This is a genomic window from Ramlibacter paludis (assembly GCF_022012305.1).
GTDB lineage: Bacteria > Pseudomonadota > Gammaproteobacteria > Burkholderiales > Burkholderiaceae_C > Ramlibacter > Ramlibacter paludis.
Map to the genome: position 1 here is coordinate 164,814 of NZ_JAKLTM010000004.1, position 20,849 is coordinate 185,662.

Consider the following 20,849-nt stretch of genomic DNA (forward strand, 5'->3'; position numbering starts at 1 on the left):
CAGTGATGCGGGGGGGCGATCGGGGATTATGCGTTGCCGCCATGACCCTCGCTCAGGGCGGGCTGCAGCGGAAACTGGCGGCGCTCTCGCTGTCGCCGCTGCCGCCGTAGCGCGCCACCGACGGCCACGGGCACAGCAGGCGGGTGCGGCGCGGCGACCAGTCGGCCGGCACCTCGTTGTTCGGCACATTGGAGCCGGCGCCGCGGGCGGTGGCCACGATGGAAGCCGGCGCCACGCCCTGCTCCACCCACGCCACCAGCGCATCGACCATGTCGAACTGGTCGGCCGCGGGACCGCCGGACGAGTGATTCATGCCCGGCACGATGAACAGGCGGGCGCTATCGGCAGTCGCGTTGCCGTGCACGGCGCGGAAGCCTTCGTACCAGCGGATGGAGTCCAGCGCAGAGAACACGGGGTCGGCGCTGCCGTGCGCCACCAACAGCTTGCCGCCGCGCGCGACGAACTTGTTCATGGCCGTGGCGGCGGGCGGCGTCATGAAGTCCACCGCGCTCTCGGTGTAGGTCGCGTCCTTGGCGTAGACCTTCGCGCCATCCTTCTCGACGCTGAAGTTCAACGCATAGTCCGGCACCGTCGTGCCGCGGCCGCTGACGACCTCGGGCGACATCGGCGGCGTGGTCATCACGAAAGCCAGCGCGATCGAGTCGCGCGGACCGATGCTGTTGACGAACTTCCACTCGCGCCAGTTGCGTCCGCGCACGCCGGCGTCCCAGGGCATGCCGGTGTAGATCGGCAGGCCGGCGAAAGCCTTGGCCAGCACGATCTTGCGCGCCTCGGACAGGCAGCCGCCGCCCGCATCGCCCTGGCAGGTGGTGATGTCGCGCTGCGGATCGAAGCTGCGCTGGCAGGCGGCCAGGTCGCCGACCAGGCCGTCGCGCAGGCCGTCGAGCGCATCGCAGCGCGCCAGGATGGCGCTGGAGACGATGTCCATCTCGGCCGGCGTGAAGCTGGTCTCCAGGTCCGGCACGCCATCGGGCTTGCGGGCGCGCGCCACGGTGGCGAACTGCTGCGCGTGCCAGACCTGCGTGATCGCCGCGAACGGCAGGTTGTAGCCCGGCGTGACGGCGAGGATGCCGTCGTAGCGGCCGGTGTCGCGCGCGGCGGCGACGAAGCCGTGCCGGCCACCGTTCGACGTCCCGACCAGGTAGGCCTTGTCGGCGGGGCGGCCGTAGTAGCCGGCGATCAGCGCGCGCGCCATCGGCGTGAGCTGCGCCACCGCGTTGTAGCCGTAGTCCAGCCGCGCCTGCGGGTCGCGGCCGAAGGTGGCGGCGCCGATCACCGGGTTGTCGCGCTCGAAAGCATGGCCCGCATCGGAGCTGAGGACGGCAAAGCCCTTGAGCAAGCCGTTGGTGGTGGGCCCGCCGCCGAGGATGTTGCCGTAGGCCGGCGTGACGAAGCCATCGAGCCCGCCGTTGGCCTGGTAGAAGAAGCGGCCGTTCCACTGCGTGGGCAGCCGCATCTCGAAGCCCATCGCGTAGTCCTTGCCGTCGACGGGACTCTTGCGCTCGTTCAGCTTGCCGGTGACGACGCAGTGCTCCGGCATGGCCGCATCGATGCCGGGCAGCTTGAGTGTGCCCGCCGCGACGCGCTGGGTGGCGGTGATGCGCAGGCCGAGGTGGGTGAACTGGCTGGCGAGGGTTTCGCAGCTGGCAACGGCGACGCCTGGCTTGGCCGGCGTGGGCGTGCTGGGGGCGGAGGCACAGGCAGTCAACAAGGCTGCGGCGGCCAAGGTTGCCAGGCGGGGAATCGGGGTCAAGGGGAGCTCCTCATGCGTCGATATGGTTACGATACATAACCAAATCGGGCCGTTGGGGAGGGGTTTCCCTGATCGCGGCTTAGCGCTCCTGCGGCGCGATCTGCCCCACGCGGGCCGCCAACTCCTTCTGGGCCGCGGCATCCACCGGCTTGTGCTTCACCTTGTCGCTCGCCGGGTAGCCTTCCAGGGAATTCCCCCGCACCCAGTTCCGCGCCGGCCGCACGGGCCGCGGCACGAATCCGCCACCGCAGTTCGGGCAGACGTTGTGCAGCACCGTGTCGACGCAAGTTGCGCAGAAGGTGCATTCGAAGCTGCAGATGCGGGCGTCGGGGGATGCGGGCGGGAGGGGGACGTTGCAGTGTTCGCCGGTGGGGCGGAGTTCGAGCATGGGGGACTCTTTGGACGCAAGGAGATTGTGTGTGGGTGGCTGAGGCCTTTCATGCGGCCTTATCCTGCAAGCGGGGCCGTCTCATGAAGGAATGGTCAATCATGAGGGGCAGCCAACTTGTCCGTACGGGTTGGAAGCCACGGGTTGATCCAGCAGTGATATCCCGCAAGTGTTGCAGCGTCACCAGATTGCGGTGTTTGGACCACAGTCGGACTGCTCGATATTCTGGATGATTGCGCGGAATGTAGCTCGGATGAGAGGATCGGCGGATCAGGACATTGATAGATCCGGCGAGCGCGGTTTGTTGCGAGCGCAAGTGCGGTCTACATTACTTTAGCCTTCGTCATGACGTCCAGACGCTCACTCAGCCTTCTCTTTTTCGTGGCCGTTATGTATGGCGCCATCATTGGGTATTACAGCGCGTATGACCGAGACCCTCCGAAGCTCGTTGACCTCGCGGCCACTCTCGTACCTCTCGTGCTTACATACATCTGGTACTACCTGGACGCTTCGGAGATTCGGTACCAACGCACAGGCGCCCTCGGCGCGGCAATCATTCTCATATCCGTCTTGGCTGTTCCCTACTATCTCTGGCGTAGTCGTGATCCGGGCCAGAAAATCGGCGCGTTGTTCCGGTTTGCCGGCTTCTGTATCGTGACCTTCTTGGCTGGTGCCTGCGCAGCCGTACTCGGAACGATGCTCGCATGAAGCCTCACAGGTCGGTTGACTCGGACACGCTTCGGCAAGGCGCCGCGAGCCGCGCAGGTGAGCATACGTCTCGCGGCGCCTTGCTCCAGCGTGCCGTTCACCTCCAACGTTAGCCATCACTGGGCGTCGGTGCTAGCATCAAGCCCATGATCGACTGGTCGACCTGTCCTGCCGTGGAGTCGGACCCAAGCCGGGTGAGCGGCGCCTGGGTATTCCGCAGCACGCGTGTACCTGTCGCGGCCCTCTTCGAGAACCTGGAGGACGGCGCATCCATCCAGGACTTTGTGCAGTGGTTCCCCGGCGTCTCATTGGAGCAGGTTCGCACTGTTCTCGAGCACGCAGCGCGGAGCTCTGCGGCCGTCGTCTAGTGCGCGTCCTGTTCGACCAGGGTACACGGGCGCCTTTGCGCCATGTCCTGGGTCTTCACTCCGTGGAAACTGCGTTCGAGCTCGGCTGGGGCACCCGTTAAAGCGGGTGAAGTTGACACTCCGCCCTAACATCTCGCCATCAAGTTGTCCCATCGTCCTCCCGATGCTCCGCTCCCCACTCGCCCTCCTCCTCGCCTCCCTCCTCACGGCCACCCTCGCCCAAGCCGCCCCCGACCCCGCCCTTCTCGGCTGCTGGCGCTCCACCAGCATCGTCCTGCACCTGCAGGACGGCTCGAAGACCGAAGACCGCTCCGGCCGCTGCACCCTGAACTTCAAGGACGACCAGTTCGAGTCGCAGTGCGGCGCCGCGAAGTCGCTGGCGTCGACGTACAAGTACGAGATCGTGCGGCCCAACGTCTACAAGGCGACCATGACGGGCAGCACCTTCAGCACCCAGCTGCTCGGCTCGACGCGCGAATATGAATACCAGGTCGACGGCGAGCGGCTGCTGCTCGTCACGCGGCCGCCCACGGCAACGCCTCCACCGCCCGGCGCCACGGTGAAAGTGGAATCCGAATCGACGCGCATCCCCTGCCCATGACTCACGACGGACTCGCCGCCCTCGACGCGCGCCTGGCCGGCCAGGAGAGCAAGCGCTGGGACGATTTCTATGCCAACCGCGCGCGGCCGGTCCCGTTCTTCCCGGGCCTTCCCGACGAGAACCTGGCCGAGTGGCTGGCGAACGGCACGATCGGCGCCGGCGGGCGCGCCCTCGACCTCGGTTGCGGCAACGGGCGCAACGCCATCTGCCTCGCCCGCCATGGCTTCCGCGTCGACGGGGTCGACTACTCGGAGACCGCCCTGGCCTGGGCCCGGGAACGCGCGCGCGAGGCCGGTGCCGAGGTCGACTTCCGCTGCGCCTCGGTGTTCGACGCCGCGCTCGAACCCGGCGCCTACGGCTTCGTCTACGACTCCGGCTGCTTCCACCACATCGCGCCGCACCGCCGCCAGCAATACATCGCACTGGCCGCACGGACGCTCAAGCCGGGCGGCTGGTTCGGCATGACCTGCTTCCGGCCCGAAGGCGGCAGCGGCTACACCGACGACGAGGTCTACGAACGCAACTCGCTGGGCGGCGGGCTCGGCTACACGGAGCAGCATTTGCGCGACCATTGGGCATCCGCATGCGACGTTCGGCTCGTGCGGCAGATGAAGGAGCAGCCGGCGGACAGCGCCTTCTTCGGCAAGGATTTCCTCTGGGTGCTGCTGGCACGCAAGCCGGCCGAAGGCGCATCCGCGTGAGCTTCGCCGGCTGGGCCCTCGCCGCCCTGGCCGCCTTCGTGGCCAACACGGCCTGGTTCGCCCTCGCGCGGGCGCGGCCGGTCGGCCGCTTCAAGGTGACGCGCGACGATGGCGTGCTGTTCGACTTCGCCACCAGCACCGGCACTTTCAGCATCAACCCGCGCGCCCAGGTGCTCACGTACACGCGGGGCGGGCAACGCGGCTCGCTCAAGTTCTCCGACATCAAGGGCCTGGCCTATCGCTTCGATGCCGACTACGCCCTGCTGGAGGAGATGTTCTTCGGCTTCAACCTCGCCGACATGCTGCCCCGCTACCACGACACGATCGATTGGTTCGCCATCGCCGCCGTCACGCACGACGGCCGGCGCATCCCGCTGTTCCTGAGCGGACGCTACCAGCAGCGGGAGTTCTTGCTGGGGTGGTACATCGAACTGCAGGAGTGGCTGCTCGAGCGGCTCGGCCTCCTCAAGGACGTCGAGGCGCAGAGCCGGACCGCGCTCGACGCGATCGGCGCGCACACCGGCAGTCCCCCATTGTTGTGATCCCAGCCTTCCCACCACGATGAACAAGCTTTCCGTCCTCCTCGTCCTCCTGGCAGCGAACACCCAGGCATCCTGGGCAGCCGACGAGATTCCGCTCGGGTTCGCCTGGCCCGACGGCTTGCGGGCCACCGTCCACCAGGTGAAGTCCAAGACGAAGGACCCCGGCACGCCAGGAGCACAGACCACGCAGGTGGCCATGACCTATCCGATGACCGCGGCGCGCAACGACAAGGGCTTCGTCGTCACCTTCGGCAAGCTGGCCTTCGAAGACAGCTTGCTCGCCTCGATGGCGCCTGCGGAACGCGTGCAGTTCGAGACGATGACGCAGGCCGGCCTGCCTGCGATGCAGGTTTCCCCCGCCGGCGAATTCCTGGCCATCCACGACCTGCCGCTGTTCCGGGCCACGCTGCGCGCCGCCATGCTGCCCCTGGCGCCCAAGGGCGACGCCACGCTCGACCGGTTCATGGAGCAGTTCGTGTCCGAGCCGCTCCTCACCGGGCTGGCGGCCAACGACTGGGGGCTGATCGTCGGCAACTGGGCCGGCAACCAGCTCGAACCCGGCGCGACCTACCGCGCCAGCTACAGCGCCGCGCTGCCGCTCGTCTCCGGTCCCGCCATCAAGATGGTGGCCCGGTTCACCCTCGTGCGCAGCCTGCCTTGCACGCGGGGCGGGGTCGCGCGCGACTGCGTGGAGCTGGAAATGAACACGGTGCCAGATGCCGCGGACATGGCGCGCGCCATCCAGGACTGGATGAAAGCTCTCGCGTCCGACGCCACCGCCCAGGTCCGGCAACCGGAGGTGAAGGACCTGGACCTGCGCACGTCGCTGCGCCTGGTGACCGAGCGAGCCACGCTCATTCCCCACAACTACACCTACTCCAAGTTCACCCGCATGACCGTGAACGCGGACGGCAAGGAACAGGTCTCCGCGCAGGAGGAGAAGGCCACCGTCCGCTACAGCTACGATGGGACCTAGGTCCAACGCGGGCGGGGCTGCCTGCCGGCCACCTCTGCGTCTATGATGCCCCGGGCGCTGAACGCCCAGGAGTGACCGCCATGGACTTCACCTCGCTGCAAGCCTTCGTCTCCGCCACGCTGCTCACGCTGGCCATCAAGGTCCTTGCGGCCATCGCGTTCTGGGTGGTGGGGCGCTGGATCATCCGCCGCGTGGTCGCGCTGACGCGCGCGGGCATGGAGCGCGGCAAGCTCGATGCGACCCTGGTGCGCTACCTGGGCGCGATCCTCGGCGTGCTGCTGAACATCGCCCTGGTGCTGGGCATCCTCGGCTACTTCGGGGTGCAGACGACCTCCTTCGCGGCGCTGCTGGCCGGCGCGGGCGTGGCGATCGGCGCGGCCTGGAGCGGGCTGCTGGGCAACTTCGCGGCCGGCGCCTTCATGCTGGTGCTGCGGCCCTTCCAGGTGGGCGACGTGGTCACCGCCGGCGGGGTCACGGGCACCGTGCACGAGCTCGGCCTGTTCGGCACGACGCTGATCACGCTCGACAACGTGATGACCATCGTCGGCAACGGCAAGATCTTCGGCGACACCATCCAGAACTATTCGGCGCTGCCGGTGCGGCGCGTCGACCGCACGGCGCAGCTGGCCGGCGGGGTCGACATCGCGGAGGCTTCGCAACGTCTGCGGGCGGCGCTGGCGGCGATCCCCAACGTCGTGTCCAGCCCCGCGCCGGAGGTGGCCGTGCTGGACATGAACGGACTGGGCCCGGTGCTGGCGGTGCGGCCGTACACGGCCCAGCAGCACTATCCCCAGGTCTGGTCGGACACGAACGAGGCGATCCTGCGCGTCGCGCGCGAAGCCGGCTGGCCGGCGCCCACGCCGACCACCATCACGCGTGTGGTGAACGGCTGACGCCGGCCGCGCGAAATGCGCAGGAAAGCACCAGAATGGGGGCATGGAACTGGTCTGGCCCTCGCTTGCCCACCTGCCCGCGTACGTGGCGGCGCTGGAGCGCGGCTGGACGCCCGACAACGAGCGCGGGCGCGCGGCGGCCGAAGACGAACTGGTCCGCATCGAGGCCAGCCCGAGCAACTTCATCGCCAGCCTGGTCGACCTCCAGGGCAGCGGCGGCCCGGTGCAGCTGCCCGACGGCACGCTGGTACCGCGTCTGCCCGGCTACCGCAAGTGGATCTGGGACGGCACCTTCTGCGGCAGCATCAACCTGCGCTGGTCTCCCGAGGGCAGCACCCTCCCCTGGTACTGCCTGGGCCACGTCGGCTACTCGGTGGTGCCGTGGAAGCAGCGCCGGGGCTATGCGACCGAAGCCCTGAGCCTGCTGCTCGACGAAGCGCGCGAGCGCGGGCTGCCGCACGTGGAGCTCACCACCGATGACGGCAACCTGGCGTCGCAGCGCGTGATCCATGCCAATGGCGGCGCGCTGCTCGGCGCGGAGGAGAAGCCGCAGGCGTTTCGCGGCGGCAAGTTGCTGCGGTTCCGGATCACGCTGGCCTGAGGGCCGTCAATCCGCGGTGATGCCGGCCGCCTTGATCGTCTTGGCCCAGAACTCCGTCTCGCGCTTCACCACGGCCTCCAGCGCCGCCGGCGGCAGGTAGCGCAGTTCGATCCCGGCTGCGTCGGCGCGGGTCTTCGTCTCGGGCTGCTCCAGCGCGGTCTTGATCGCGGCACTGAGCTTGTTGACCACGTCCGGCGGCGTGCCGGCCGGCGCGAAGATCGCGACCCAGGCTTCCAGCTCGAAACCCTTCAGGCCGGCCTCCGTGGTAGTCGGCACGTTGGGCAAGCCCGGATGCCGCGTCTTGCCCGTCACCGCGAACCCTTTCAGCTTGCCCGCCTGCACGTGCTGCATCACCGAGGGCGGCGTCGTCATGAAGACCTGCACCTGCCCCGACAGCACGTCCTGGATCGCCGGACCGGAGCCGCGATAAGGGATGTGGACCATGCTGGTGCCGGTCTGCGACTTGAACATCTCGGTGCCGATGTGCGACAGCGATCCGTTGCCCTGCGAGGCATAGCTCACCTTGCCCGGGTTCTTCTTCAGGTAGGCGATGAATTCCGCCAGCGTGTTCGCGGGCACCGAAGGATGCGCTGCGATCACGTTGGTGGCCACCGTCACCATCGCCACCGGCGCCAGGTCCTTCTGCGCCCAGGGCAGCTTGGGCGTGAGCGACGGGTTGCCCACGTGGTACGCCGAATAGGACGTGAGCAGCGTGTAGCCGTCGGCCGGCGCGCGCGCGACCATGCCGTAGGCCACGTTGCCGCTGCCGCCGCCGCGGTTGTCGACCACCACGGTCTGGTTCAGCACCTTCTGCAGCGGGTCGGCCACGAGGCGGGCCGAGGTGTCGACCAGGCCGCCCGGCGGGTTCGGCACCACCAGCGTGATCGGCTTGCTCGGGTAGGCGCCTTGCGCCAAGGCGAGGCCGGCCGAGAGGAGCGCCGCGGTGCAGGCGGCGCGGCGAAGGCTGCGAATATTCATGTCCGTTCCCCCTTGATCACGCCGCGGCTCCTGAGCCCGGCAATCTGTTCCTCGCTCAGGCCCAACTCGCGCATCACGGCGTCGGTGTCCTGGCCGAGGTCGGGCGCGTTGCGGCGGTGGCCGCCCGGCGTGCGCGAGAGCTTGGGCACGATGCCGGGCACCGTCAACACGTCGCCGCTGGCCAGCTTCAATTGCTGCAGCATGCCGCGCGCGGCGTAGTGCGGATCGGCCGCGATGTCGGCGATGGTGTAGATGCGGCCGGCCGGCACGCTGGCCGCGTCCAGCGCCTTCAGCACTTCGTCGACGCTGCGGCTCGCGGTCCAGGCGCCGATGGCGGCGTCGATCTCGTCGACGCGCTGCACGCGGCCGGCGTTGTCGGCCAGCGCGGGATCATTGCCCAGGTCGTCGCGGCCTATGGTGGCCATCAGGCGCTTGTAGATGCTGTCGCCGTTACCCGCCACCAGCGCATAGCCGTCGCGGCACAGGTAGGCGTTGCTGGGCGCGATGCCGGGCAGCGCGCTGCCGCCCGGGCCGCGCACCGCACCGAAGGCGCTGTATTCGGGCAGCAGGCTTTCCATGCAGTTGAAGACGGCCTCGTACAGCGCCACGTCCACCACCTGGCCGCGGCCGGAGCGCTCGCGCTCGTGCAGGGCCAGCAGGATGCCGATCACGCCGTGCAGCGCCGCCAGCGTGTCGCCGATGCTCACGCCCACGCGCACCGGCACGCGCCCCGGCTCCGCCGTCAGGTGCCGGAGGCCGCCCATGGCCTCGCCGACCACGCCGAAGCCGGGGCGGTCGCGGTAGGGACCGGTCTGGCCGTAGCCGCTGATGCGCAGGACGATGAGGCGCGGGTTCGCTTCCAGCAGCTGCGCGGGGTCGAGGTTCCAGCCTTCGAGCGCGCCGGGGCGGAAGTTCTCGACGATCACGTCGGCCTCGGCGGCGAGCTTGCGGAGGAAGTCCTGCGCTTCGGCGTTGCGCAGGTCCAGCGCCACCGAGCGCTTGTTGCGCGACTGGACCTGCCACCAGACCGAGGTGCCGTTCTTCAGCAGCCGCCAGTTGCGCAGCGGGTCGCCCACGCCGGGCGGCTCGATCTTGATGACTTCGGCGCCGAAGTCGCCGAGCGTCTTGGCGGCAAACGGCCCGGCAATGAGCTGGCCCATTTCCAGGACCTTGAGGCCGGCCAGGGGGCCGGCGGGGGTTGGCGTCTCCATGGTGCGAGAGTTTGCGCCAGGGGATGGGTTTGTGTCATCCCCGCGCCTCCCATGTCATCCTCGCGCCCCCACGTCATCCCCGCGCAGGCGGGGACCCAGGGCATCCGGGCCGCGCGCCGCAGCGCGCAGTCCATGCGGGCGCTCTGGGTTCCCGCCTTCGCGGGAATGACGGGGCCGCTTCAGTTCTGCGCCACCAGCGCCGCCAACACCACGAGATGCTCCGCCACCGGTGCCAGCTTGCCCGCGCGCGACGCCCCCGGCTGCGCCAGCAGCACATCGAGCTGGTCCTCGATGCCGCGCGCGGTGTCGCCGATCTCGCGCAGCCCGAAGGTGCCGCAGGAGCCGGCGAGCTTGTGCACCACGCGGTGCAGCTCGCACAGCGGGATCTCGTCGTCGGGGTTGGCCAGCGCGGCCTGCAGGTGGGCCTGCGCCTCGCGCACGCGCTCGGGCAACTGGCGCGCGAAGTCCGCGCGGAACTGCTCCATCGCCAGCTGGAAGTCGGCGCCGCCGCTCATTGGCAGGGCCCGCAGGACCTCAGTCCTCGCCCATGTGCAGCCAGTCCGTCTCCGGCATGGTCTGCATGAAGGCCATCACGTTCTCCAGCACGCCCTGGGCCTCGGCCCATTCGATGTGCTCGCGGAACAGCAGGCGCTTGGTCAGCGGCGCGGTCTTGCTCCAGGCCGCGCCCAGCGGCGGCACCGGCGGCTTCTGCTCGCCGCGCGGCGTCTTGCGCGCAGGCAGCAGGCCGTGCAGTTCCTGCCAGCGCTCGGCGCGCGGGCAGACGCGGTTGTTGCGGCGCGCGACCAGCATGGCGCCGTCGAGGGTGAACAGCTGCGGCTCGGCGACGCGCTTGCGCGGCGGCGCCTTCAGCGCCGAGGCCGGCTGCGTCTTGGCCCAGGCCTGGTCTTCCGACGGCGGGCGCTGGTCACGGGTGGCGGGCGCCGTGTCGGCAAAGCGGTTCTCGTGCTGCTGGTTCACCTCGGACCACAGCGCCCAGACCGACTCGCCGCTGCGCTCGATGGCCTCCGCAGCGGGAATCTTGTCGCCCAGCGCATAGGGCAGGTCGAACTCGGAGTCCGGTTTGCGCGTTGGCGGCGGCGTCTTGGAATTCTTGGGATCGGGGTTCGCCATTTGTTCTGACTGTAATAGCTCCGCGCGGCCGGACACCGCAAGGCGTCAGCAACCGTAAGCCGCACTGGGAAACTCCCTAAGCCTAGGGCCTGCGCGGGCTGTGCTTACACACAGGCCGCACGCTTTCGTGAAATAAGTCGGGATTCGGGGCCTGACTACACTCGCCCGATGGTTACACCCGCCAGCGCCCCCCTCCCCGCGAAGTCGCCGCAATCGCTTTCCGGGCTGCTGCCTTTCCTGCGGCCCTACTGGGGGCGCATCGCGCTGGCCGTGTTGTTCCTGCTGCTGGCGGCCGTGGCGATGCTGGTGTTTCCGATCGCGCTGCGCGGAATGATCGACGGCGGCCTGTCCGCCAACCCCGGCGAGCGGCTGGTGGCCCTGCGCACCCACTTCCTGGAACTGTTCGGCGTCGCGGTGCTGCTGGGCCTGGCGTCGGCTGCGCGCTTCTACCAAGTGAGCTGGCTGGGCGAGCGCGTCACCGCCGACCTGCGCAACGCCGTCTATGCCCACGTGCTGCAGCAAAGCCCGGAGTTCTTCGAAAGCACGCAGACCGGCGAAGTGCTCTCCCGCCTGACCACCGACACCACCTTGGTGCAGACGGTGATCGGCTCCTCCTTCTCGCTGGGCCTGCGCAACCTGGTGATGGGCGTCGGCGCGCTGGGCATGCTGGTGGTGACGCACCCTTATGTGATGACGCAGGTGCTGCTGGTCGTGCTGCTGGTGGTGCTGCCGGCGATGTGGTTCGGCCGGCGCGTGCGCAAGCTCTCGCGCGCCAGCCAGGACCGGGTGGCGGATTCCAGCGCCATCGCCGCCGAGGTGCTGAACGCCATCCCGGTGGTGCAAAGCTACGCGGCGGAAACGCGCGAGGCGCAACGCTTCGACGACGCCACCGAGAACGCCTTCCGCACCGGCATCCGCCGCACCAAGGCGCGCGCGGCGCTGGTGGCCTTCGTCATCATCGCCAACGCGGCGCTGATGCTGTGGGGCCTGTTCCAGGGCACGCAGGCGGTGCTGCGCGGCGACCTGAGCGCCGGGCAGCTCGGGCAGGCCGCGCTCTACGTCGGCATCTTCGCGGGCGCGATCGCGATCCTGGGCGAGGTCTACGGCGACCTGCTGCGCGCGGCCGGCGCCACCGAACGCCTGATGGAGTTGCTGGCGAGCCGTTCGCCCGTGGCCTCGCCCGCGGCGCCGGTGCCGGCGCCGCCGTCCTGTGTCGGCAGCACGGTGGACTTCCGCGGCGTGCGCTTCCACTACCCGTCGCGCCCGGCCACGCCGGCGCTCGCGGACTTCGACCTGCAGGTGCGGCCCGGCGAGACCGTGGCGCTGGTCGGCCCGAGCGGCGCCGGCAAGACCACCGTGTTCCAGCTGCTGCTGCGTTTCTACGATCCGCAGCAGGGCGACGTGATGGTCGACGGCGTCGCGATCCGCGACCTGAAGCTGCAGGACCTGCGCGCGCGCATCGGCCTGGTGCCGCAGGAGCCGGTGATCTTCTCGGCCTCGGCGCTGGAGAACATCCGCTACGGGCGGCCGGAGGCGAGCGACGAGGAGGTGATGGCGGCGGCGCGCGGCGCGTTCGCGCACGACTTCCTCACCGCGCTGCCCGAGGGCTACGGCACCTTCCTGGGTGAGCGCGGCGTGCGCCTGTCGGGGGGGCAGCGGCAGCGCGTGGCGATCGCGCGGGCGATGCTGAAGAATCCGCCGCTGCTGCTGCTGGACGAAGCGACGAGCGCGCTGGATGCCGAGAGCGAGCGGATGGTGCAGGCGGCGCTGGAGTCGGCGATGCAAGGGCGCACGACGCTGGTGATCGCGCACCGGCTGGCGACGGTGCAGAAGGCCGACCGCATCGTGGTGCTGGTCCACGGGCGCATCGTCGAATCGGGGAAGCACGAGGAACTGGTGGAGGCCGGCGGGGTTTATGCGCGGCTGGCGGCGCTGCAGTTCATGGACTAGGGGCTAGAGGCTGGAGGCTAGGGTCTAGGGGAACAACCAAATTTGCATTCCCTAGCCTCTAGCCTCCAGCCTCTAGCCCCTCTTTACTGCAACGGCCCCTTCAACCCCTTCGGCACCGGCAAGGGCATCACCGCAATGCCCTCCTCCAGCAGCGACTCCGTCTCCTCCCGCGAAGCCTGCCCGCGGATGTTCCGGTCTTCCGTTTCGCCGTAGTGGATCTTGCGCGATTCTTCCGCGAACTTCTCGCCGACGTCCTCGGTGTTGGCCATCACGTGCTGCACGAGTTGCAGCCACGCGGCCTGCATCTTCGCGTCGGGCGCGTTCATCACTTGCTGCTTGGCAGGCGCGGGTTCGGCGGCGCCGAGGTTCAGCCGCGGCGCGCTGGGCATCTTCGCCACCTGCACGTCGCCGCAGAGCGGGCACTCCACGAGGCCGCGGCCCAGCTGGTCCTGGAACTCGTCTTCCGAGCCGAACCAGCCCTCGAAGCCGTGCCCATGGGCGCACTGGAGATTCAGGACCTTCATGGCTGGGAAGGTGGGGCCTTCCAGTCGAGTTTCCAAGCCCCGGACAGGACGTTCTGCAGCCACAGGGCGGCCGCCAGCGTCTTCGAATCCTCCACCTTGCCTTCGCCGCACCAGCGCAGGAATTCTTCCGGCGTGGCGGTGAAGACTTCCAGGAACTCGCCCTGGTCCAGGTTGGCCTTGCGTTGCTCCAGCCCGCGGGCGAACCAGATCTCGATCTTCTCGTCCGAGTACGCCACGGTCGGCGCCATCGTGAAGGCATAGGCCCACTCGCGCGCGATGTAGCCGGTCTCCTCGAGCAGCTCGCGCTGCCCGCAGGCCAGGCCACCCTCGCCCGCATCCAGCTTGCCGGCCGGGATCTCGATCATCACGCCGCCCGCGGCATGGCGGAACTGGCGCTCCAGCACGATGCGGCCGTCGTCCAGCAGCGGCACCACGGCCACGGCGCCGGGATGCAGCACGAATTCACGGGTGGTGAGCGACGCGTCGGGCAGGCGCACGGTGTCGCGCACGATGTGCAGGAAGCCGCCCTGGAGGATCTCCTCGCGCGAAACCCGTTCTTCGATGAGATGCTTGTCCTGGGCCATCAGTGCCTCCCGTGCCGGAACAGGTAACGCCACACGAAGCCCGGAAAGGCGAACGTGAGGAACAGCGCGCCGGTGACGGCGTAGAACTCCCAGCCCTGCGGCGCGATCTGGCCGGCGTGCTTTTCCAGCGCGAGGCCGATGCCGCCGACGATGAAGTACAGCGCCACCAGTTCGGCCAGCCGCACGGCCAGGTTCTTGCCGTCCGCCAGCGCCACCACGCCCAGCACGCGCTGGCTCAGGAAAGGCAGGTTGGCGGCGGCAAAGGCCAGCACGAGCACCAGCCAGACGGAAGCGGCCTGCGACACCGTGAAATTACGTGCCGAGCGTCTTGATGATCGCCTGTGCGCACAGCGTCATCAAGCCGCCGGGCAGGATGCCCAGGATCAGCACCAGGGCGCCGTTGATGGTCAGCACCACGCGCACGTCGGCGGGCGCGGCCACGGTGGTGGCCGTGATCGGCGCGTCGAAGTACATGACCTTGACGACGCGGATGTAATAGAAGGCGGCCACCAGCGACATCATCACGGCGAACACCGCCAGCGCGATGAACAGCGCGCTGCCGGACACCAGCAGCGCCTGCAGCACGGCCAGCTTGGCGTAGAAGCCCACCAGCGGCGGCACGCCGGCCAGCGAGAACAGGCAGATCGCCATCACGCCGGCATACAGCGGGCTGCGCTGGTTGAGGCCGGCCAGGTCGGCGATCTCGTCGCTTTCGAAGCCCTCGCGCGCCAGCAGCAGGATCACGCCGAAGCTGGCCAGCGTGGTCAGCACGTAGGTGATGATGTAGAACATCGCCGAGCTGTAGGCGTTGGCGGCGGCGGCGGAGTTGCCGTTGACCACGCCCGACAGCAGGCCCAGGAGCACGAAGCCCATCTGGCCGATCGTGGAATAAGCCAGCATGCGCTTGAGGTTGGTCTGCGCGATGGCCGCCAGGTTGCCGATGAAGAGCGAGGCCACGGCCAGCACCACCAGCATCTGCTGCCAGTCGATGGCGAGCGGCAGCAGGCCTTCCACCAGCAGGCGGATGCAGATCGCGAAGGCGGCCAGTTCCGGGGCGGAGCCGATCATCAGCGTGATTGCGGTCGGCGCGCCCTGGTAGACGTCCGGGATCCACATGTGGAAGGGCGCGGCACCCAGCTTGAAGGCCAGGCCGGCGACGATGAACACCAGGCCGAAAACCAGCACGGTGTGCTTGACCTGGCCGGTGCCGATCACCTTGAACACGGTGCCGATGTCCAGCGAACCGGTGGCGCCGTACATCATCGACAGGCCGTACAGCAGGAAGCCCGAAGCCAGCGCGCCGAGAATGAAGTACTTCATGGCCGCTTCCGTCGCGACGGTGTGGTCGCGGCGCAGGGCCACCAGCGCGTAGCTGGAGAGCGTGAGCAGTTCCAGGCCCAGGTAGATCACCAGGAAGTTGCTGCCCGAGATCATCACGAAGATGCCCAGCAGCGAGAACATCGCCAGCGTGAACATCTCGCCGCCGCGCAGCATGTCGCGGTCGGCCGCGTACGGCCGGCCGTAGACCAGGCAGACCATCATGGCGATGGCGGCGAAGCACTTCAGCCAGTTGGCCATGGGGTCGACGACCACCATCTTGTTGAAGGCGTACACGGTGGCGCCTTCGATGCCCCACTGCGCGGTGATGAAGGCGGTGGCGGCCAGCGCCAGCATCGTCAGCGCATAGGTCACGGTGCGCAGGCGCGTCTTCACGCCCAGGTCCACCAGCGCGATCACGCAGGCCGCCAGCAGCAGCAGGATTTCGGGCAGGACCGCGAACAGGCTCGTCTTGTCGATCATTTCGTTCTCTTCCCGCTTACTGCAGCTTCGAAGCCGCGACGTGCTTCAGGAAGTCGGCCACCGACACGTTCATGACGTCGGTGAAGGGTTTGGGGTACACGCCCATGTACAGGACGGCCGCGGCCAGCAGGCCCAGCATCAGGAACTCGCGGGCGTTGATGTCCGTGAGCGTCTTCACGTGCTCGTTGGCGATGGGGCCGAAGTACACGCGCTTGACCATCCACAGCGTGTAGGCGGCGCCGAAGATCAGCGCGGTGGCTGCCAGCAGGCCGAGCGTGAAGTGGTACTTCACCGCGCCCAGGATCACCATCCACTCGCCGACGAAGCCGGCGGTGGCGGGCAGGCCGCAGTTGGCCATGGCGAACAGCACGGCGAAGGCGGTGAATGTAGGCATGGTGTTGGCCACGCCGCCGTAGTCGGCGATCTCGCGCGAATGCACGCGGTCGTAGAGCACGCCGATGCACAGGAACATGGCGCCCGAGACGAAGCCGTGGGCGATCATCTGCACGATGCCGCCGGCAACGCCGAGGTCGTTGAAGATGAAGAAGCCGAGCGTGACGAAGCCCATGTGGGCCACCGACGAATAGGCCACCAGCTTCTTCATGTCCTGCTGCACCATCGCGACCAGGCCGACGTAGATCACGGCGATGAGCGACAGCGCGATGATCAGCCAGGCCCACTCGCGCGCGGCGTCGGGGGCGATCGGCATGGAGAAGCGCAGGAAGCCGTAGGCGCCCAGCTTCAGCATGATGGCGGCCAGCACGGCGGAGCCGCCGGTGGGCGCTTCCACGTGCACGTCGGGCAGCCAGGTGTGCACCGGCCACATCGGCACCTTCACCGCGAAGGCCGCGAAGAAGCCGAAGAACAGCAGCGTCTGCGCCAGCGAGGACAGCGGCAGCTTGTGCCAGGTGAGGATGTCGAAGCTGCCGCCGGACTTGGTGTACAGGAACACCAGTGCGACCAGCATCAGCAGCGAGCCGAGCAGCGTGTAGAGGAAGAACTTGAAGGCCGCGTAGATCTTGTTCGGGCCGCCCCAGATGCCGATGATCAGGTACATCGGGATCAGCGTGGCTTCGAAGAAGGTGTAGAACAGCACGGCGTCGAGCGCGCAGAACACGCCGATCATCAGGCCCGACAGGATCAGGAAGGCGCCGTAGTACTGGTTGACGCGCTCGGTGATCACTTCCCAGCCAGCGATCACCACCACCAACGTGATGAAGGCGGTGAGCAGCACGAACCAGAAGGAGATGCCGTCCACGCCCAGGTGGTAGTGGATGTTGAAGCGCGAGATCCAGTCGGTCTTCTCGACGAACTGCATCGCGGAGGTGGCGGTGTCGAACTGGCCGTAGAGCGGCAGCGTCACCAGCAGGCTGGCGATGGCGCCGATCAGCGCGATCCAGCGCACGGTGCGCGCCTGGTCGTCGCGCCCCAGGGCCAGCAGGATGGCGCCGAAGACGATCGGCGTCCAGATGGCCAGGCTCAAGAGTCCCATCTTCATTGTTCTTGTTCCCTTACTTCCTGAGCCATTCCTGGACCATCGGCCAGCTGACGAAGTACGTCATCAGCACGATCACGCCCAGCAGCATCGCGAAAGCGTAGTGGTAGATGTAACCCGATTGCACCCAGCGCACGACGCCGGCGAAGCGGGCCACCAGGTGCGCGCTGCCGTTGACGAAGATGCGCTCGATCACGCCCTGGTCGCCGCCCTTCCACAGGCCGCGGCCGAGGCCGCGCGCCGCCGGCGCGAAGACGTTCTCGTTGATCCAGTCCATGTAGTACTTGTTCTCGAGCAACGTGTAGATCGGCTGGACGCGCTTCTGGATGGCGCCCGGGATGTCCGTCCGCTTCAGGTACATGAACCAGGCCAGCACCACGCCGGCCAGCGCCAGCCAGAACACCGGCGAAGTCAGGCCGTGCAGCGCCATGGCGAGCGGGCCGTGGTATTCCTTGGCCATCTCCTCCAGCGCCGGATGCTTCTCCAGGTTGACGAAGATCGCGTCCTTGAAGAAGTCACCGTACAGCATCGGGCCGATGGTCAGGAAGCCGATCACCACCGAGGGGATCGCCAGCAGGATCAGCGGCGCGGTCACCACCCAGGGCGACTCGTGCGGCACGTGGTGCTCGTCGGCGTGGTGGTGCGGGTCCGGCTCGTCGTGCGCATCGTGCTCGTGCGCCGGCGCCTCGTCGAAGCGCTCCTTGCCGTGGAACACCAGGAAGTACATGCGGAACGAGTAGAAGGCGGTGACGAACACGCCGGCCATCACCGCGAAGTAGGCGAAGCCCGCGCCCGGCAGCTTCGACAGGTGCACCGCCTCGATGATCGAGTCCTTGGAATAGAAGCCCGCGAACAGCGGCGTTCCGATCAGCGCCAGCGAGCCGAGCAGCGAGGTGATCCAGGTGATCGGCATGTACTTGCGCAGGCCGCCCATCCAGCGGATGTCCTGGTTGTGGTGGCAGCCGATGATCACGGAGCCGGCCGCGAGGAACAGCAGCGCCTTGAAGAAGGCGTGCGTCATCAGGTGGAACACGGCCACCGAGTAGGCGGAGGCGCCCAGCGCCACGGTCATGTACCCCAGCTGCGACAGCGTGGAGTACGCCACCACGCGCTTGATGTCGTTCTGGATGATGCCCAGGAAGCCCATGAACAGGGCCGTGATGGCGCCGATCACCAGGATGAAGGACAGCGCGGTGTCGGACAGCTCGAACAAAGGCGACATGCGCGCCACCATGAAGATGCCGGCCGTCACCATGGTGGCGGCGTGGATCAGCGCGGAGATGGGCGTCGGGCCTTCCATCGAATCGGGCAGCCAGACGTGCAGCGGGAACTGGGCGCTCTTGCCCATGGCGCCGATGAACAGGCAGATGCAGATCACGGTGATCAGCATCCAGTCGGTGCCGTAGCTGAAGGCGATCTTGGCCAGCTCGGGCGCCTTGGCGAAGGTCTCGCCGTAGTTCAGCGTGTTGGCATACGAGGCGATCAGGCCGATGCCCAGGATGAAGCCGAAGTCGCCGACGCGGTTGACCAGGAAGGCCTTGAGGTTGGCGAAGATGGCGGTCGGCTTGGTGAACCAGAAGCCGATCAGCAGGTAGGACACCAGGCCCACCGCTTCCCAGCCGAAGAACAGCTGCAGGAAGTTGTTGCTCATGACCAGCATGAGCATCGAGAACGTGAACAGCGAGATGTAGCCGAAGAAGCGGTTGTAGCCCTCGTCTTCCTCCATGTAGCCGATGGTGTAGATGTGCACCATCAGCGAGACGAAGGTCACCACGCACATCATCATGGCGGTGAGCCCGTCGACCAGGAAGCCGACCTCCATCTTCAGCCCGCCGATCACCATCCATTCGTAGATGGTCTGGTTGAAGCGCGCGCCGTCGGCGGCCACGCTCTTGAGCGTGAGCGCGGACAGCACGAAGGCGATGAACACGCCCAGGATGGTGAAGGTGTGCGACAGGCGCCGGCCCAGGACGTTGCCGCCCAGGGTGGTGCCGAACACGCCGGCCAGCACGGCCCCGGCCAGCGGGGCCAAGGGAACGGCAAGCAGCGTCGCTGCGTTGAGGGTTGTAGCCATGTTTCTTGCGCGCCTCTAAGGGGTCAGCCTTTGAGCGCGTTCAATTCTTCGACGTTGATGTTCGACTTGTTCCGGAACAGGAGCACCAGGATCGCCAGCCCGATGGCCGACTCGGCGGCCGCCACCGTGAGGATGAAGAACACGAACACCTGGCCGTGCATGTCGCCCAGGTAGTAGGAGAACGCCACGAAGTTCGTGTTGACCGCCAGCAGCATCAGCTCGATGCACATCAGCAGCACGATGAGGTTGCGGCGGTTCAGGAAGATGCCGATCACCGACAGCGCGAACAGGATCGCGCCCAGCGTCAGGAAGTGGCCGAGCGAGATGATCATGCCTTGGTCTCCGTGACAACGCCTGCGGGCGCGGTGGGCGCCGGCGGAACCGGCAGCGTGGGCGGCAGCTTGACGACCTGCAGCCGGTCGCTGGCCTTCACGCGCACCTGCAGCGACGGATCGATGTGCTTGCTGTCCTTGCGCTGGCGCAGCGTCAGCGCGATGGCGGCGACGATGGCCACCAGCAGCAGCACCGCGGCGATTTCCAGCGGGAACAGGTACTCGGTGTACAGCAGGCGGCCCAGCTCCTTGGTGTTGGAGTACTGCACGCCGGCCTGCGCGGCCTGCGCCACGCCGGGCAGCGCGCGCGGCTCCTCGGCCGGGCGGAAGCCGCCCATCAGCACGGCGGCCATCTCCAGCGCGATCAGCGCGCCGATGGTGGCGGCCAGCGGGAAGTGCTTCCAGAAGCCCTGGCGCAGTTTCTCGACGTCGATGTCGAGCATCATCACCACGAACAGGAACAGGACCATCACCGCGCCGACGTAGACCAGCACGAGCGAGATGGCCAGGAACTCCGCCTTCAGCAGCATCCAGATGCCGGCGGCCTGGAAGAAGGTGAGCACCAGGTAGAGCGCCGCATACACGGGGTTGCGGGCGGTGATGACGCGGAAGGCCGCAAACAGCAGCACCACCGAGAAAAGATAGAAGAGACCGGTTCGAACGTCCATGTCGTTGTTCTTTCGCGCCCGTCTTAGCGGTACTTGGCGTCGGCGGCGCGGTTGGCCGCGATCTCCGCCTCGTAGCGGTCGCCCACGGCCAGCAGCATGTCCTTGGTGAAGTACAGGTCGCCGCGCTTCTCGCCGTGGTATTCCAGGACGTGCGTCTCGACGATCGAGTCCACCGGGCAGCTCTCCTCGCAGAAGCCGCAGAAGATGCACTTGGTGAGGTCGATGTCGTAGCGCGTGGTGCGGCGGGTGCCGTCGTCGCGCTGTTCGCTCTCGATGGTGATGGCCAGCGCAGGGCACACGGCCTCGCACAGCTTGCAGGCGATGCAGCGCTCTTCGCCGTTCTCGTAGCGGCGCAGCGCATGCAGGCCGCGGAAGCGCGGCGACAGCGGCGTCTTCTCCTCGGGGAACTGCACGGTGATCTTGCGGGCGAAGAAGTACTTGCCCGTGATGCGCAGGCCCTTGAACAGCTCCAGCAGCATGAAGCTGGAGAGGAAGTCCTTGAGCGAGAAGGCGGTGGACCGCGTCGCCAGAGTGTTGGAATTCAACATGA

At 67.8% G+C, this 20,849-nt stretch carries 23 protein-coding genes; 8 read left to right on the forward strand and 15 right to left on the reverse strand.

Features of this window, described 5'->3' with window-relative positions; all coding sequences use genetic code 11:
* Nucleotides 1-52 precede the first annotated feature (52 nt).
* Together LZ009_RS14390 and LZ009_RS14395 are read right to left on the reverse strand one after the other, a co-directional pair.
* Nucleotides 53-1,774 carry a tannase/feruloyl esterase family alpha/beta hydrolase gene (locus tag LZ009_RS14390; RefSeq protein WP_275698639.1) on the reverse strand — a complete coding sequence of 574 codons (1,722 nt, stop codon included), beginning with the start codon at nt 1,772-1,774 and terminating at the stop codon, nt 53-55.
* Between the two features lie 79 nt (nt 1,775-1,853).
* Nucleotides 1,854-2,162 (reverse strand): DUF1272 domain-containing protein, encoded by a 309-nt coding sequence (locus LZ009_RS14395; protein WP_275698640.1) that lies wholly within the window; start codon nt 2,160-2,162, stop codon nt 1,854-1,856.
* Nucleotides 2,163-3,016: 854 nt separating this feature from the next.
* Between LZ009_RS14395 and LZ009_RS14400 the strand changes: the two genes are divergently transcribed.
* From LZ009_RS14400 to LZ009_RS14430, 7 genes are all read left to right on the forward strand, one after another.
* The gene (locus LZ009_RS14400; RefSeq protein ID WP_275698641.1) at nt 3,017-3,238 is read left to right on the forward strand and encodes a DUF433 domain-containing protein; all 222 of its coding nucleotides are present in this window, start codon (nt 3,017-3,019) and stop codon (nt 3,236-3,238) included.
* Between the two features lie 163 nt (nt 3,239-3,401).
* Entirely contained in the window at nt 3,402-3,839 is a 438-nt protein-coding gene (locus tag LZ009_RS14405) for a hypothetical protein (protein ID WP_275698642.1), read from the forward strand.
* A complete protein-coding gene (locus LZ009_RS14410) occupies nt 3,836-4,540 on the forward strand; it encodes a class I SAM-dependent methyltransferase (protein WP_275698643.1) in 705 nt (234 codons plus the stop codon). Before LZ009_RS14405 ends, LZ009_RS14410 begins: the two co-directional genes overlap by 4 nt.
* Nucleotides 4,537-5,082: a hypothetical protein gene (locus LZ009_RS14415; RefSeq protein WP_275698644.1), complete on the forward strand. Its 546-nt coding sequence runs from the start codon at nt 4,537-4,539 to the stop codon at nt 5,080-5,082. Before LZ009_RS14410 ends, LZ009_RS14415 begins: the two co-directional genes overlap by 4 nt.
* A 19-nt stretch (nt 5,083-5,101) precedes the next feature.
* A complete protein-coding gene (locus tag LZ009_RS14420) occupies nt 5,102-6,058 on the forward strand; it encodes a hypothetical protein (protein WP_275698645.1) in 957 nt (318 codons plus the stop codon).
* Nucleotides 6,059-6,138: 80 nt separating this feature from the next.
* A complete protein-coding gene (locus LZ009_RS14425; RefSeq protein ID WP_275698646.1) occupies nt 6,139-6,951 on the forward strand; it encodes a mechanosensitive ion channel family protein in 813 nt (270 codons plus the stop codon).
* Nucleotides 6,952-6,994: 43 nt separating this feature from the next.
* Nucleotides 6,995-7,552 (forward strand): GNAT family N-acetyltransferase, encoded by a 558-nt coding sequence (locus LZ009_RS14430; protein ID WP_275698647.1) that lies wholly within the window; start codon nt 6,995-6,997, stop codon nt 7,550-7,552.
* 6 nt (nt 7,553-7,558) lie between these two features.
* On the opposite strand, the gene LZ009_RS14435 is transcribed toward LZ009_RS14430, so the two are convergent.
* The 4 genes from LZ009_RS14435 to LZ009_RS14450 all read right to left on the reverse strand — a co-directional run bounded on the left by LZ009_RS14435 (nt 7,559) and on the right by LZ009_RS14450 (nt 10,872).
* Nucleotides 7,559-8,530, reverse strand: coding sequence for a Bug family tripartite tricarboxylate transporter substrate binding protein (locus LZ009_RS14435; protein ID WP_275698648.1), 972 nt, complete (start codon nt 8,528-8,530; stop codon nt 7,559-7,561).
* On the reverse strand, nt 8,527-9,741 hold the full coding sequence (locus LZ009_RS14440) for a CaiB/BaiF CoA transferase family protein (RefSeq protein ID WP_275698649.1): 1,215 nt from the start codon (nt 9,739-9,741) through the stop codon (nt 8,527-8,529). Before LZ009_RS14440 ends, LZ009_RS14435 begins: the two co-directional genes overlap by 4 nt.
* A gap of 179 nt (nt 9,742-9,920) precedes the next feature.
* Entirely contained in the window at nt 9,921-10,256 is a 336-nt protein-coding gene (locus tag LZ009_RS14445) for an Hpt domain-containing protein (RefSeq protein ID WP_275698650.1), read from the reverse strand.
* A 19-nt stretch (nt 10,257-10,275) separates the two neighbouring features.
* Nucleotides 10,276-10,872, reverse strand: coding sequence for a hypothetical protein (locus LZ009_RS14450; RefSeq protein WP_275698651.1), 597 nt, complete (start codon nt 10,870-10,872; stop codon nt 10,276-10,278).
* Nucleotides 10,873-11,040: 168 nt separating this feature from the next.
* On the opposite strand from LZ009_RS14450, the gene LZ009_RS14455 reads away from it, so the two are divergent.
* Entirely contained in the window at nt 11,041-12,822 is a 1,782-nt protein-coding gene (locus tag LZ009_RS14455) for an ABC transporter transmembrane domain-containing protein (RefSeq protein ID WP_275698652.1), read from the forward strand.
* 83 nt (nt 12,823-12,905) lie between these two features.
* Here LZ009_RS14455 and LZ009_RS14460 read toward each other — a convergent pair whose 3' ends face one another.
* The 9 genes from LZ009_RS14460 to nuoI are packed head-to-tail and all read right to left on the reverse strand — an operon-like array spanning nt 12,906 to nt 20,847.
* The gene (locus LZ009_RS14460; RefSeq protein WP_275698653.1) at nt 12,906-13,346 is read right to left on the reverse strand and encodes a DUF1178 family protein; all 441 of its coding nucleotides are present in this window, start codon (nt 13,344-13,346) and stop codon (nt 12,906-12,908) included.
* Complete coding sequence (locus LZ009_RS14465) at nt 13,343-13,930, reverse strand: NUDIX domain-containing protein (protein ID WP_275698654.1); 588 nt, start codon at nt 13,928-13,930, stop codon at nt 13,343-13,345. Before LZ009_RS14465 ends, LZ009_RS14460 begins: the two co-directional genes overlap by 4 nt.
* The gene (locus LZ009_RS14470; RefSeq protein ID WP_275698655.1) at nt 13,930-14,235 is read right to left on the reverse strand and encodes a DUF2818 family protein; all 306 of its coding nucleotides are present in this window, start codon (nt 14,233-14,235) and stop codon (nt 13,930-13,932) included. Before LZ009_RS14470 ends, LZ009_RS14465 begins: the two co-directional genes overlap by 1 nt.
* 7 nt (nt 14,236-14,242) lie before the next feature.
* The gene (gene nuoN / locus LZ009_RS14475; RefSeq protein WP_275698656.1) at nt 14,243-15,730 is read right to left on the reverse strand and encodes an NADH-quinone oxidoreductase subunit NuoN; all 1,488 of its coding nucleotides are present in this window, start codon (nt 15,728-15,730) and stop codon (nt 14,243-14,245) included.
* Nucleotides 15,731-15,746: 16 nt separating this feature from the next.
* Nucleotides 15,747-17,222: an NADH-quinone oxidoreductase subunit M gene (locus tag LZ009_RS14480; protein WP_275699143.1), complete on the reverse strand. Its 1,476-nt coding sequence runs from the start codon at nt 17,220-17,222 to the stop codon at nt 15,747-15,749.
* Nucleotides 17,223-17,241: 19 nt separating this feature from the next.
* On the reverse strand, nt 17,242-19,299 hold the full coding sequence (gene nuoL / locus LZ009_RS14485; protein WP_275698657.1) for an NADH-quinone oxidoreductase subunit L: 2,058 nt from the start codon (nt 19,297-19,299) through the stop codon (nt 17,242-17,244).
* A 23-nt stretch (nt 19,300-19,322) separates the two neighbouring features.
* Nucleotides 19,323-19,631, reverse strand: a complete 309-nt coding sequence (nuoK, locus tag LZ009_RS14490) for an NADH-quinone oxidoreductase subunit NuoK (RefSeq protein ID WP_275698658.1) — start codon at nt 19,629-19,631, stop codon at nt 19,323-19,325.
* Nucleotides 19,628-20,299, reverse strand: coding sequence for an NADH-quinone oxidoreductase subunit J (locus LZ009_RS14495; RefSeq protein WP_275698659.1), 672 nt, complete (start codon nt 20,297-20,299; stop codon nt 19,628-19,630). The genes nuoK and LZ009_RS14495 overlap by 4 nt, the downstream gene beginning before the upstream one ends.
* Nucleotides 20,300-20,322: 23 nt before the next feature.
* A complete protein-coding gene (nuoI, locus tag LZ009_RS14500; RefSeq protein WP_275698660.1) occupies nt 20,323-20,847 on the reverse strand; it encodes an NADH-quinone oxidoreductase subunit NuoI in 525 nt (174 codons plus the stop codon).
* Nucleotides 20,848-20,849 lie beyond the last annotated feature (2 nt).

Coding starts and splice junctions, on each gene's coding strand:
- LZ009_RS14395 (WP_275698640.1), bottom strand. CDS start 2,162: ATGCTCGAACTCCGCCCCACCGGCGAACACTGCAACGTCCCCCTCCCG.
- LZ009_RS14400 (WP_275698641.1), top strand. CDS start 3,017: ATGATCGACTGGTCGACCTGTCCTGCCGTGGAGTCGGACCCAAGCCGG.
- LZ009_RS14405 (WP_275698642.1), top strand. CDS start 3,402: ATGCTCCGCTCCCCACTCGCCCTCCTCCTCGCCTCCCTCCTCACGGCC.
- LZ009_RS14410 (WP_275698643.1), top strand. CDS start 3,836: ATGACTCACGACGGACTCGCCGCCCTCGACGCGCGCCTGGCCGGCCAG.
- LZ009_RS14420 (WP_275698645.1), top strand. CDS start 5,102: ATGAACAAGCTTTCCGTCCTCCTCGTCCTCCTGGCAGCGAACACCCAG.
- LZ009_RS14425 (WP_275698646.1), top strand. CDS start 6,139: ATGGACTTCACCTCGCTGCAAGCCTTCGTCTCCGCCACGCTGCTCACG.
- LZ009_RS14430 (WP_275698647.1), top strand. CDS start 6,995: ATGGAACTGGTCTGGCCCTCGCTTGCCCACCTGCCCGCGTACGTGGCG.
- LZ009_RS14435 (WP_275698648.1), bottom strand. CDS start 8,530: ATGAATATTCGCAGCCTTCGCCGCGCCGCCTGCACCGCGGCGCTCCTC.
- LZ009_RS14440 (WP_275698649.1), bottom strand. CDS start 9,741: ATGGAGACGCCAACCCCCGCCGGCCCCCTGGCCGGCCTCAAGGTCCTG.
- LZ009_RS14445 (WP_275698650.1), bottom strand. CDS start 10,256: ATGAGCGGCGGCGCCGACTTCCAGCTGGCGATGGAGCAGTTCCGCGCG.
- LZ009_RS14450 (WP_275698651.1), bottom strand. CDS start 10,872: ATGGCGAACCCCGATCCCAAGAATTCCAAGACGCCGCCGCCAACGCGC.
- LZ009_RS14455 (WP_275698652.1), top strand. CDS start 11,041: ATGGTTACACCCGCCAGCGCCCCCCTCCCCGCGAAGTCGCCGCAATCG.
- LZ009_RS14460 (WP_275698653.1), bottom strand. CDS start 13,346: ATGAAGGTCCTGAATCTCCAGTGCGCCCATGGGCACGGCTTCGAGGGC.
- LZ009_RS14465 (WP_275698654.1), bottom strand. CDS start 13,930: ATGGCCCAGGACAAGCATCTCATCGAAGAACGGGTTTCGCGCGAGGAG.
- nuoN (WP_275698656.1), bottom strand. CDS start 15,730: ATGATCGACAAGACGAGCCTGTTCGCGGTCCTGCCCGAAATCCTGCTG.
- LZ009_RS14480 (WP_275699143.1), bottom strand. CDS start 17,222: ATGGGACTCTTGAGCCTGGCCATCTGGACGCCGATCGTCTTCGGCGCC.
- nuoL (WP_275698657.1), bottom strand. CDS start 19,299: ATGGCTACAACCCTCAACGCAGCGACGCTGCTTGCCGTTCCCTTGGCC.
- nuoK (WP_275698658.1), bottom strand. CDS start 19,631: ATGATCATCTCGCTCGGCCACTTCCTGACGCTGGGCGCGATCCTGTTC.
- LZ009_RS14495 (WP_275698659.1), bottom strand. CDS start 20,299: ATGGACGTTCGAACCGGTCTCTTCTATCTTTTCTCGGTGGTGCTGCTG.
- nuoI (WP_275698660.1), bottom strand. CDS start 20,847: ATGTTGAATTCCAACACTCTGGCGACGCGGTCCACCGCCTTCTCGCTC.